The 12,239-nt window shown below is 65.0% G+C and carries 10 protein-coding genes and 1 pseudogene; 9 read left to right on the top strand and 2 right to left on the bottom strand.

The window, feature by feature from the left end; translation table 11 throughout:
• Positions 1 to 901 precede the first annotated feature (901 nt).
• Positions 902 to 1,699, bottom strand: a complete 798-nt coding sequence (locus tag M0P34_RS08395; protein ID WP_291498381.1) for an IclR family transcriptional regulator — start codon at positions 1,697 to 1,699, stop codon at positions 902 to 904.
• Positions 1,700 to 1,811: 112 nt separating this feature from the next.
• Complete coding sequence (locus tag M0P34_RS08390; RefSeq protein WP_291498379.1) at positions 1,812 to 3,377, bottom strand: BCCT family transporter; 1,566 nt, start codon at positions 3,375 to 3,377, stop codon at positions 1,812 to 1,814.
• A 515-nt stretch (positions 3,378 to 3,892) separates the two neighbouring features.
• Here M0P34_RS08390 and M0P34_RS08385 point away from each other — a divergent pair.
• From M0P34_RS08385 to M0P34_RS08345, 9 genes and pseudogenes are all read left to right on the top strand, one after another.
• Positions 3,893 to 4,942: a pyruvate ferredoxin oxidoreductase gene (locus M0P34_RS08385; protein WP_291498377.1), complete on the top strand. Its 1,050-nt coding sequence runs from the start codon at positions 3,893 to 3,895 to the stop codon at positions 4,940 to 4,942.
• A 3-nt stretch (positions 4,943 to 4,945) separates the two neighbouring features.
• On the top strand, positions 4,946 to 5,707 hold the full coding sequence (locus M0P34_RS08380; protein WP_291498374.1) for a thiamine pyrophosphate-dependent enzyme: 762 nt from the start codon (positions 4,946 to 4,948) through the stop codon (positions 5,705 to 5,707).
• On the top strand, positions 5,697 to 6,248 hold the full coding sequence (locus M0P34_RS08375) for a 2-oxoacid:acceptor oxidoreductase family protein (RefSeq protein WP_291498373.1): 552 nt from the start codon (positions 5,697 to 5,699) through the stop codon (positions 6,246 to 6,248). Before M0P34_RS08380 ends, M0P34_RS08375 begins: the two co-directional genes overlap by 11 nt.
• On the top strand, positions 6,248 to 6,463 hold the full coding sequence (locus tag M0P34_RS08370) for a 4Fe-4S binding protein (RefSeq protein WP_291498370.1): 216 nt from the start codon (positions 6,248 to 6,250) through the stop codon (positions 6,461 to 6,463). Before M0P34_RS08375 ends, M0P34_RS08370 begins: the two co-directional genes overlap by 1 nt.
• Positions 6,464 to 6,516: 53 nt before the next feature.
• Entirely contained in the window at positions 6,517 to 8,664 is a 2,148-nt protein-coding gene (locus tag M0P34_RS08365) for an acetate--CoA ligase family protein (RefSeq protein WP_291498368.1), read from the top strand.
• Between the two features lie 39 nt (positions 8,665 to 8,703).
• On the top strand, positions 8,704 to 10,029 hold the full coding sequence (locus tag M0P34_RS08360) for an FAD-binding oxidoreductase (protein ID WP_291498366.1): 1,326 nt from the start codon (positions 8,704 to 8,706) through the stop codon (positions 10,027 to 10,029).
• Positions 10,030 to 10,121: 92 nt separating this feature from the next.
• Positions 10,122 to 10,499, top strand: coding sequence for a Rid family detoxifying hydrolase (locus M0P34_RS08355; RefSeq protein WP_291498364.1), 378 nt, complete (start codon positions 10,122 to 10,124; stop codon positions 10,497 to 10,499).
• A gap of 146 nt (positions 10,500 to 10,645) precedes the next feature.
• Positions 10,646 to 11,902 carry an MFS transporter gene (locus M0P34_RS08350; protein WP_291498362.1) on the top strand — a complete coding sequence of 419 codons (1,257 nt, stop codon included), beginning with the start codon at positions 10,646 to 10,648 and terminating at the stop codon, positions 11,900 to 11,902.
• Positions 11,903 to 12,057: 155 nt separating this feature from the next.
• A pseudogene (locus tag M0P34_RS08345) lies at positions 12,058 to 12,239 on the top strand (lipid-A-disaccharide synthase); the annotation flags it as partial.

The raw sequence follows: 12,239 nt of genomic DNA, 5'->3' as shown, positions 1-12,239 counted from the left end.
CAAGGCCATCGACGGGCTGAAAAAGGCCGGAAAGGTCAGCTCGCCCAAGCGCTGCTTCTACGCTCCGGCCTAGGTGCGGCGGACGGCCGGGCCCGCGAGCGCCCTCGGGCGCGGGCCCGGCCGGTTCCGGTTCCACGGCCCGGCCGCGTCCAGTGCCCAAGTCGCCCCCCCGCGGGGGCGTGGAGTGAAACCCATACCTCAGCTCCGCGCCCGTGGTCTGGACCGGTCGCCCCCTCGCGGAGGGTGGATTGAAACGAGGAGGAACGTCGTCATGTGCAAGGGCTGGTGGCGCTCTCCTGGGGTGCGGCGGTCCGGGTTGAGGCGGGCGGGGACGGCGGGGAGCGTTTGCTGCCGTCCTCCATGTTCTCGGGGTAAGATGGGGGGTAAGATGGGGCTGATGGTGGGGCTTGTGCGCTGGCCGGGGGCCTTCGGCGGGAACAAGGCTGGTGCGCGGCCTGTGGTCTGGGGCCTGTCTGTCGGGACTTGCGTCGACTCCAGGCCAAGGGCCGTGCCGTCTGAGTCTGCCCCGTGGCGGAGGCCAGGAAAGGCGGCTGCCGCCAATGGGGAGGGCCCTGGGCGGCCGGGCTGCGTGAGGAGGCGTGCGGGGGGAGGCCTCAGAATTACCGCCAATGGGTGCCTTGGGCCGGACTGGGGGCGGGATGGTCAAGCCCGGGGGGGCACGGCACCCCGCCGGGCGGGAAGAGTTGCCGGGCTGTTCGATCGGGCCGCGCGGCTCCCCGCCGGGGGCGGTTCCGTTCGGCGCGGCACCGCCCCCAGGGCGGCCGGACGGCGTCGGAACCCCAGCGCCGCGCCCGTGGTGTGCGGCTCATTCTTGGCGCAGAACATTCCGGGAATAAAGGTTTTCTGCTTATAGGCCCCGGCGCTGTCTTGCGCCGCGACATCAGGGTACGGCGAGGGTCTGTGCCAGGGCGTCGATGTCCAGGGTGAAGGCGCGGGCGGGGGCCTCGAGCAGCTTGGATGCCTCGGCCGCCGCCAGGGGAATTTCACGGACAAGCTTCTGCGACAGGGACATGTCCAGGCGCACCGTCGGCACGGAGCAGCTGATGGTTGCGGCGATCTCTCCTGCATTGTCGAATACGGGGGCGGCGATGCAGCGTATTCCCTTGAACAGCTCCTCGAAATCCATGCCCACGCCGCGCTCGCGGACTTCTTCGAGATCCTTGTAAATCAGGTTGATCTTCTCCGAATTTATTTCAGCGTCACTGCGGCGCAAATCTTTTATGAAATTGCGCAGGTCTTCTTCTGGCAGGAACGCGAGGAAAGCCTTTCCAGAGGCAGATATGTAGGCAGGGAACGACGTGCCGATTATGGAATCCATCTGGAGGGCATGTCTGGACGTTATCTTGTGAATGACGACCATGTCCATGTCCGAAAGAATGCTCAGGTTTACCGTTTCATTTACCTTGTCACGCAGGGAACCCAGTATGGGTTGCAACAGGGGGACAAGGTTGTTGTGCGAAACGATCTGGCGGCCCAGCGTGTGGAACTTGAGCGTCAACGCATAGGCGCCACCCCGTTCGAGCTGCCGCACATAGCCCAGCTCCTCCAGGGTCCGCAGGATGCGTTGGAGCGTTCCTTTTGGTATCGAGCATGTAGCGCTGAGGTCTTTTAGCGTCCACTCTCTCTTTGTAGCCATCGTTTCGATGATGAAGAGGGCTTTCTCCAGGGAGCGCATCATATAATAGTTGTCATTCGGAGGCATGTACTTCCCGTTTGTATGCTTTTCTTCACAATGGGAGCAGGAAGAAAATGACGCTGCCCTCCACCCGGGGCTGAAGGGCAGCGAAAGATTAGCCTTTCGGGTGGTCGTTGTCCAGCCAGTCCGGTTTTGTCAATAAATATATACCATCCTTTACGAGGGCCACGCACATGGCGAAGGTGAAGAGCATCATGGGGAAACCGGCCAGGGATATGAGCCCGCGGACGGGCTCGATGCCGCCGCAGATGCACAGGACGTAGGCGATGAGCCCGATGACGACACCCCAGAGAATCTTGAGCCGCCGGGGCGGCTCCTCGCCGACCCGGACGCCCCTGGTGGAGATGATCGCCAGGGTGGCGACCAGGGAGTCCGTCATGGTGGCAAAGGAGAAAATGATGGTCACGACGAACAGCCCCATCAGAATCTTGCTGTACGGAAACTGTTCGAGCAGCAGGTAGACCATTGATTCCATTCCGAATTCGCGTATTCCGCCCCAGACATCCACGGCGCCGCTCCATTGGAAGAACACGGCGGTGCCACCGAAGGTGGCTATCCAGAAATGGCAGAAGATGGTCGGGGGGATGACGTTGACCAGGATGAACTGGCGCACGGTCCGGCCCTTGCCCATGCGGGCCAGGAAATGACCGAGCAGCGGCGCGAAGATGAAGAAGATTTCCATGTAGGGCACAAGCCAGCGAATGGGCCACAGGTCGCTGGTCTGCATGGTGTTGAGCAGGGTGCTGTTGCGGAAGAAGTTGTCGGCGAAATAGCCGAAGGACTCCACGCCGATGCCCAGGATGAACAGGGTCGGTCCGGCGAAGAGGATGAGGGCCATGAAAAAGAAGAATGCCTTGGTGGTTCCCGTGGACAGGATGCGCATGCCTTTTTTCAGGCCGGAGGACGAGGACAGGACATAGATGGGGATGATGATCGCGGCGGCCGCGGCCCAGGTGGCCGGGCCCGGGGTGTAGTCGAATATCCTTCCGGTTCCGCTTCCGATCTGCATGAGCCCGGCCCCCATGCTGGTGGCGATGGCGCAACACAGGGAGAAGAGGCAGATGGCGTGCACGGCGGGAATGATCACGGGGCGGAGCCTCTCCGGGAACAGTGCGTACATCCCGGCGGCGACGGACAGCGGGTGCTTGCGGTTGTATCCGGCCAGGGCGATGGCCACCGCGCAGACGGTGTAGAAGCAGTACTGGGCGATGGTCCAGTGCAGCGTCGTCTGCGCGATGGCGAATATCCCGGCGTCTTTGGAGCCGGGTTCGATGTGCAGGCTAAGGGGCGGCTGCATCATGTGGTAGATGGGTTCGCCCATGGCCCAGAACAGGATCCCGATGCCGATGCAGCCGCACAGGGAGAGGGCGAACCACTGCCAGAAGGTGAACTCCGGCTTGGCGTCCTTGCCGCCCAGGCGGATGTTTCCGATGGGGGAGAGGGCCACGCCCACGGTGAACATGACGATGATGATGCCCAGGGAAACTTCCAGCCACCCGAAGTTGAAATGGATCCAGGCCATGACCTTGTCGAGGAAGGCGGCCAGCCCTTCGTGGTAGGTCAGGCCCAGGGCGATCCCCGCCGCAAGCAGGGAGAAGCCTGGCCAGAATGTGTACGGGTTCAGCCTGTTGCGTTCCTCCGCCGAGTGGGCGTCCGCCATGTCGTCCCTCCTGTGCCTTTGAGGTCGTGCCCAGGCGCCGTGATGATGGGCGCGGCGCCTGGGCGCTTTGGCCATGCGGGCAGGGCTGCGGTCAAGCCGTTTCGTCCCTGAGTGCAGCGCGTCCGCGTTTCTCTTTCTAGTACGACGTACCGTTTTGTGGTAAGCTATTAAAGGTCGCAGCTCTCGATGTCAACGGGGTTTTCATTTTTCCATGCTGGTTTCTGGCGGGTTGGGGCTGCCTTGGCGCGCGCAGAATCATGTTTTGCCCTGGACGGAGGGGGCTGGGGGGCAGTGCGGGGAAAAGTGGCCAGGAGGGGTTGACGACGTGGTTGGCCTCGGCTAATGTCGATTTTGCGGAATGCAATACCGGAATGCGGCACAAAGCCGCACTGAGAGGAAGGCGATATTTTTTCGAAGCATAGTGGTACGCCGTACCGGAATACGGAACGGTGATGGAGCAGGAAGGCGATCCCCTTACTTTGTCTGAGGTGCACATGATCCAGGAAACGTTGTTCTTGAAAAACACGGAAACCTTCGCCGAGAGCCTGGCCCGGTGCGGAGTGAAGTACCACTTCGCCTACCCGATCACTCCGGCGACGGATGTCATGAAACGGATGGCGGTCATCCTGCCCAGGTACGGCGGGCAGATGATGCAGATGGAGAGCGAGCTGGCAGTGTCCAGCGCCCTGGCTGGCGCCGCCTGCACCGGGAAGCTCGTGGCCACCTCCAGCTCGGGGCCGGGCCTGACGCTCATGCACGAGGCTATCGGCTTCATGTGCGCGGCGTACCTGCCCTGCATCGTGGTCGACTCCATGCGGGTCGGTCCCGGCGACGGCGACATCCTCGGCGCCCAGAGCGACTACTTCGTGGTCACCCGGGGCGGCGCGCATGGCGACTACCGCACCGTGGTCCTCGCGCCCTCCTCCGGGCAGGAGATCGCGGATCTTGTGCCCCACGGCATCCGGCTGGCCTACAGGTACCGGATTCCGGTGGTGTTCGTGATCGACGGCGTGAGCGCCCAGACCACAGAGTCCACCACCCTGCCCGCCTACAACGACTACTCCGCCGAATTCGACACGTCCGGCTGGGCCTTCACCGGCACCAAGGACCACGCCAAGCGCGCCCTCATCACCGGAAGCTACTCCCACCAGGACGGCTACGAGATGAACGAGCGCCTGCGCGCCAAGTACGAGGTCATCAGGGACAAGGAGCAGATGTGGGAGCAGGACGGGGTCGAGGACGCCGAACTGGTCGTCGCGGCCTTCGGCATCCACGGCCGGATGTGCCGGGACCTGGTCTCCAGGATGCGCGCCGACGGCAAAAAGGTCGGGTTCATCAGGCCCATCACCCTGTGGCCTTTCCCTGACCGCGCCTTCGAGGCCCTTGGGTCTTGTGTGCAGAACATCCTGGTGGTCGAAATGAACCTCGGGCAGATGGTCGACGACGTCAGGCTGGCCGTCAACGGGCGCATTCCCGTCCACTTCCTCGGCAAGACCGGCGGCGATCTGCCCATGTACACCCTGGCCGACATGATTGCCGAAGCCGACAGACTCCTGGGGGAATAGACGATGGAAAACCTGAGCGCCAAATACGGGAAGACCCTGAACCTGGACAAGCTGACCAGCTACTGCCCCGGGTGCGGCCACGGCGTGGTGACCCGGCTGGTGGCCGAGGCCATAGAGGAACTGGGCATCATGGAGCGGACCATAGCCATCGTGGGCATCGGCTGCGGCGGGTTCTCGCACCACTACATGGACATCGACGCCATCGAGGCCACCCACGGCCGCGCCCCCTCCTTCGCCCTGGGCTACAAGCTGGCCATGCCGGAAAACATCGTCTTCACCTACGCCGGCGACGGCGACACCTGCGCCATCGGCCTGGGCGACCTGCTGCACGCGGCCAACAAGGGCATGCCCATCACCACCATCATGGTCAACAACACCGTTTTCGGCATGACCGGCGGGCAGATGTCGCCCACCACCCTGGTCGGCCAGGTCACGGCCACCACGGCCAAGGGCCGCGACACCGCCTTGCAGGGCTACCCTCTGCTGGTGCCGGAGATGATGCGCTCCATGGAGGGCGTGAAGTTTCTGGCCCGGGAGTCCGTGGCCACGCCCAAGGCCATCCGCAAGGCCAAGCGGAGCATCCGCAAGGCGTTCGAATGCCAGGTCCGGGGCCTTGGCTACTCCTTCGTGGAGGTGGTCGTGCCCTGTCCCACCGGGCTCAAGATGCGGGTCAGGGACTCCTACGCGCGCTGCGCCAACGAGATGACGGACTACTTCAAGCCCCAGGTCTTCAGGGACGAAACGGAGCAGGTCGATGTTGCATAAATGTACGATTTCCGGCTCGGGCGGCCAGGGTTCCGCGCTGATGGCGAAGATGATCTGCCTCGGTGCGATCAAGGAGGGCCTGAAGGTCGTCATGACCCAGACCTACGGCATCGAGCAGCGCGGCGGCGACTCCACGGCGTATGTCATCGTTTCCGACCAGCCCATCGGCAGCCCCATCGTGGAGAACGACGCGGATATCGCCGTGGCCCTCAGTTCGTCCACCTACGCCAACTGTTTCGAGGGCGTTGTGCCCGGGGGCTCGCTGTTCACCAACAGCTCCATGGTCGAGGCCCCCAGGGATGCCCGGGGCTTCCGCCAGGTGCTGCTGCCCGTTTCCGACATGGCGGTGGAGCTGGGCACCGTGCGCTGCGCCAACATGGTCATGCTCGGCGCCGTCCTTGCGGGCACCGGCCTGCTGCGGCTGGAGGTGGCCGAGGAGGTCGTCAGGGAAAGCCTCGGGGCCAAGAAGCCCCAGCTGGTGGAGTTGAACGTCAACGCGCTGCGCGCGGGCTTCGCCGCGATGGAAAAGGAGGGCAACTAATGGCCGACAAGCACCATGTCATCGACACCCGCCGCTGCAAGGCCTGCGGGGTGTGTGTGGACAACTGCCCCAAGGGCGTCCTGGCCATCGGCACGGCCATCAACGCCCAGGGATACAACTACGTCGTCCAGGCCCAGCCCGACAAATGCGTCCTGTGCGACATCTGCGGCATCGTCTGCCCCGACGTGGCCATCGGCGTCGTCGCAACGAATTGAGCAGTCCGCCGCCCCCGGCCCGGGCCGGGGGCGGACCGGCAAGGAGTTTCCCCATGAGCGATCTGGTTCCCCTGTTCAAACCCAGCAGCGTCGCCCTGATCGGCGCCTCCTCGAACTCGAAGAAGTATGGCTACTGGACGGCCAAGAGCCTCGTCGAGAACAAGTTCGAGGGTGACATCTATTTCGTCTCCCGCTCCGGCGGCGAGATTTTCGGCCTGCCCACCTACCCCGACATCCTCGCCGTCCCCGGCGAGGTGGACTTGGCCATCATCGCCATCGCCCCCAAGTTCATCCTGCCCGTCATGGAGCAGTGCGTGGAGAAGGGCGTCAAATGCGCCATCGTCGTCTCCACGGGCTTCGGCGAGGTCGGGCCGCAGGGCAAGGAGCTCGAGCGCCAGATGCTGGAGATCGCCCGCAAGGGCAACATGCGGGTGCAGGGCCCCAACTGCATGGGCACATACAGCGCGGCCAGGAGCATGAACGCCAGCATCATCGACCTGGCCCCCGGACCCATGAGTCTTGTGCTGCAAAGCGGAAACTTCGGTATCGACATCAACTTCAACGCCAGGGCCCGGAACCTCGGCTACAGCTGCTGGGCGACCATCGGCAACCAGATGGACGTGCGCTTCCACGATTTCGTCGAGTACATCGAGACCGACGAGGCCACGAAGGTGCTGCTCCTGTACATGGAGGGCCTGCGTGTGGAGAGCGAGGAGGACGGCCGCAAGTTCATCGCGGCCGCCCGGCGGGCGGCTACCAGGGTGCCCATCGCGGCCATCAAGATCGGCCGCAGCGCAGCAGGCGCCCGCGCGGCGGCGTCCCACACCGGCTCCCTGGCGGGCAGCGAGAAGGTCTTCGACGCGGCCCTGCGACAGGCCGGTATCATCCGCGTGGACAGCCCCGGCCAGCTCCTGGACGCCGCCGAGGCGTTCTCCAAGTGCAAGCCCGCCCGGGGCAGGCGCATCGCCATCCTCACCGACGGCGGCGGCCACGGCGTCATGGCCACGGACTTCGCCGAGCAGTTCGGCCTGGAGGCCCCGGTGCTGTCCGACGCCACCCAGGCCCGGCTGCGCGAGATCCTGCTGCCCCACTGCCCCATCAAGAACCCCGTGGACCTGGCCGGGACGCCCGAGGCCGACATGTGGGTGTTCGACCGCTGTCTGGAGGTCCTGTTGCAGGACCCCGACGTGGACGGCATCGTCATCGTGGGCCTCTACGGCGGCTACGCCGACCTTTCCGAGGAGTTCAGGGCCCTGGAGATGGATGTCGCCAGGAGCATGACCGAGCGGATCGCCGCCTCCGACAAGCCGGTGGTCATGCACTCCATCTACGCGCCTCAGCGCCCCCAGTGCCTCGAGTACATCAGCGGGCACGGCGTTCCGGTCTTCGGCGGGGTGGACGCCGCCGTCAGGACCATGGGCGCCCTCGCCCGCTACGCCGAGCTCAGGAAAGCCCTGCTGGAGGAGGCGGGCGGGGAGCTCCCCGACATGCCCGCCGACCGCAAGGAAAAGGCCCGGGCCATCATCGGCGCCGCCAGGGCGGCGGGGCGCGCGAACCTGGTGGAGACCGAGGCCCGCGCCATCCTGCGTTGCTACGGCCTCGACGTGTCCGAGGACTACCTGGCCACCAGCGAGGACGAGGCGGCCGCCTTCTACCGGAAGATCGGCGGCAGGGCGGTCATGAAGATCGTGTCCCCCGACATCCTGCACAAGACCGACGCGGGCGGCGTGGCGCTGAACATCGACTCCGAGGCCAAGGCCCGCGAGGCTTACGCGCAGCTGGTGAAAAACGGGCAGCGCTACAAGTCCGACGCCGACATCCTCGGCGTCATGCTGACCGCCATGCTCCCCGGCGGCGTCGAGTGCATCGTCGGCGCGAGCCACGACAACACCTTCGGCCCCACGGTCATGTTCGGCCTGGGCGGCATCTTCGTGGAAATCCTCAAGGACGTGGCCTTCCGGGTCGCCCCGGTGAATATGCCCTCCTGCCGCGCCATGATTCGCGAAATCAAGGGCCTGGGCATGCTCCAGGGCGCCCGGGGCAGCAAGCCCTGCGACCTCGAGGCCCTGGCGGAAGCCGCGTGCGTCGTCTCGCACCTGGTGGATGAACTGCGCGAAATCGCCGAGGTCGACCTGAATCCGGTCTTTGCCTGGGAAAAGGGGCTGGCCATCGCCGACGCCCGCATCATCCTGCACGGGTGAGGATCACATACTCCCAATTCTCAACAAGAGGGTCATGCCATGCGTGAAGTGAAGCTGTTCCCCACGACCACCGGCCAGAGCTGGCTGGAACTGTCCGCGTACAAGAACCATGCATTCCTGCCTGGCTCCGAGATCAGGGATGCCTACGACTATATCGTCGTGGGCGCGGGGTACGGCGGCCAGGCGGCGGCCCGCCGCCTGGCCGAGCTGCACCCCGACGCCAGGATCGCGGTCTTCGAGGCCATCAGGATCGGCGACAACGACAGCGGCAAGAACGCCGGTTTCATCATCGACGTTCCGCACGATTTCGGCGACCAGGGCGCGTCCAGCTTCGAGGAGAACAAGAAGTACTTCGAGCTGAACACCTTCATCATCAAGTGGATGGAGGACACCATCAAGGCCAAGGGCATCGAGGACGTGGACTGGGACCACTGCGGCAAGTACCTCTGCTGCGCCGAGACCAAGAGCTTCAAGCTGATCGATCACGAGATCGACGAACTCAAGCGCATGAACTGCTCGTATGAGGTCGTGGAGGGCGAGGAGCTCTACCGCCGCACCGGCACCCGGTACTACAAGAAGGCCCTCTACACCTCCGGCACCGTGCTCATAAACCCCGCCGACGTGCTGCGCGGGCTGTTCTCCGTGATGCCCGAGAACGTGGAGGTCTTCGAGGAGTGCCCGGTCATGCGTATCGACGAGGGCAGCCCGACCAGCGTCATCCTGCGCAACGGCAAGCGGGCGAAGTGCAAGGCCGTCATCGTCACGGCCGGGCCCTTCATCCCGCAGTTCGGTATCGGCTCGAAGGTCTTCTGCCCGGTGCTGTCCTACGGCGCGTTCACCCGCCGGTTCACGGAAGAGGAAATGCAGCACATGCGGGGGGTCAAGCCCTGGGGCTGCACCGCCGGTCACCCCGCCGGGACCACCGTGCGCTTCACCAGGGACAACCGCATCTTCGTGCGCAACGGTTTCTCCTTCGCCACACACCTGACCACCTCGCACCAGCGCATCCAGCGGGCCATCCCCAAGCTGCGCCGGGCCTACGAGAACCGTTTTCCCGAGCTGCGCCACGTCAACTTCGAGTTCGTCTACGGCGGCATGATCAACATGACCATGAACTACCGCCCGCTGATGCTGCAACACCATCCCAGCGTCTTCGCCTCGGCCTGCGGCGAGGGCGCCGGCGTCGCCAAGACGAGCCTGCTTGGCTACTACGTCGCCGAATGGGTCAGCGGCATCCCCAGTGACAATCTGGACTTCCTGCGCCGGATCTCCACCCCCAAGCGGCTGCCCCCGGAGCCGTTCCTGACCGTGGGGGCCGAGGCGCGTCTTTTCTACGAAGAGTTCAACGCCAAGAAGGAAATCTAACCCCTCGCCCAACCCCAACCCGGCTCCCGAGCAGGGGGGCGCGATTCCCGCATCGCGCCCCCCCCGGGAGCACTCGGCCGACGGAGACCGACATGGAATACATCAATTCCCCGGAAAGCGCTGAAGTCGTAGGCCCTTACAGCCATTGCGTGAAGGCCGGAAACACCTACTACATCTGCGGCCAGGTGCCCTTCCACCCGCTAACCGGCAAGGTCGTGGGCTCGACCATCAAGGAACAGACCTTCCAGACCCTGTACAACCTGAAGCTGGTTCTCGATGCCGCCGGGCTGGATATCTCCGATATCGCGAAAACCACGGTCTTTTTGGCCAGCATGGACGATTTCGAGGGCTTCAACGAGGTCTACGCCGAGTTCATGGGCAACCACCGCCCGGCGCGGCTGTGCCTGGGGGCCGGCGAGATCGTCCACGGCTGCCTGCTGGAAATGGATGCGACCGCCTACAAGGAATAGGTGCGCCGCGGTGTGCGAGGCGGTGATGTTCACTCAACACTCAGTGCAGGTGGAGGTAGGCAATGGGATCCAACGAGCATAAGGGGATCAGCTTCGCGAACGCCCCCTATTCTTCCGTACACAAGAAAATAGCGGTCGGCACCTTCATGGGGCAGATCTGCGACGGCTACATCCTGGGCATTGTCGGCATCGCCCTGTCCTACGCCGTGCAGCCCCTGGGGCTGGACGGCTTCTGGATGGGGCTCATCGGGGCCGGGGCGCTTTTCGGCATCCTGCTGGGCAGCCTGTTCGCCGGGATCGTCATCGACCGCATCGGGCGGAAGACCGCGTACACCTTCGTGGCCCTCTTCAGCCTGGTCCTGTCCGTGGGGCAGTTCTTCCTTTCGGACCCCGCGCACCTGGTGGCCGCCAGGTTCCTGCTCGGCATGTGCGTCGGCGCGGACTATACCGTCGGCGTGGCGCTGCTCAGCGAATGGACCCCGGAACGCATCCGGACCAAGATGATGAGCTGGCTCATGGCCGCCTGGACCTTCGGCTACATCATTTCCTACTTCGCGGGCCTGCTGATCGCCACCCTGGGGGACATGGGCGAGAACGGCTGGCGCTGGATCATCTGTTCCTCCGCGCTGCTCGCCCTGGTCACCCTGGCCGTGCGCGTGGGTTCCCCCGAGTCCCCGCAGTGGATGCTGGCCAAGCGGGGCCGGACCGCGGCCCTGGAGCTGGTCCACAGGTACCTGGGGGCGAACTACGCCCTGCCTGACCAGGTTGAGAAAAGCGTTTCGGCGTCGTTCTTCATGCTGTTCAGCCCCCAGCTGTGGCGCAACACGCTCACGTCGTGCGTTTTCTTCCTCTGCCAGGTGCTGCCGTTCTTCGCCATCAGCATCTTCCTCCCCGTGGTGGTCAAGGGCCTGAACATCGAAAACCCCCACGCCTCGGGCATGATGTACAACGCCTTTACCATGATCGGCGTGTTCATCGGCATCATCGTCGCGCCCAGGGTTTCCCGTCGCGGGTTCCTGATCTGGACCTTCTACGGCGCCGCGGCGATCCTGACCGTCATGACCCTGTGGCGCGGCATGCCCGCCAGCGCGGCCTTCGTCCTGCTGGGCGCGTTCTCCACCGTTTTGGCCATCTCCATCGTCGCCGAGTGGTTGTATCCGCCCGAGCTGTTCCCCACCGAGCTGCGCGGCTCCGGCGTCGGCCTGACCATCGCCGCCAGCCGCATCGGGGCGGGCATGGGCACCTGGATGCTGCCCGTGGTCACCGAGCAGTACGGCGTCTCGGTCACCCTGGCCTGCTGCATCGCCACGCTGGTGATCGGCGGAGTGGTCTGCCAGCTTCTCGCCCCCGAAACCTCCCCCAGGTTTGGCGCCCGCGGCGTCGCCCTCTCCCCCGGGCATTGAACTTGAGGGAGCCAGGTTGGCCGTGCGCCCCCTCCGCCCGGCCGCCGTCCAACGGCGCCCCCCGGCCCTGGCCGGGGGGCGCCGCCTGGCCGCGGCCCCCGGGAGGGGGCCGTCCGGCGTCGGCTGCGCCTGTCCCCAACCGCCTGGAGCGAGCAGTGATCCGCAAGATATGGATAAATTGTAGCGAGGCATCCGGCGACATGTGCGCGGGCGCGCTGGCCGCCGAGCTGCTGCGCCAGCGCCCTGCGCTGGAGATCGGGGGCCTGGGCGGCCCCATGCTGGCCCGGGCCGGGGCCAGCGTACACTTCCCCATGAGCCGGATATGCTTTTCCGGTTT

Origin of the sequence: Desulfocurvus sp., from assembly GCF_023230885.1 — a bacterium.
Taxonomy (GTDB): domain Bacteria; phylum Desulfobacterota; class Desulfovibrionia; order Desulfovibrionales; family Desulfovibrionaceae; genus Desulfocurvus.
The sequence above is the reverse complement of the archived record's forward strand: the minus strand, read 5'-3'. Positions and strand labels throughout refer to the sequence as shown.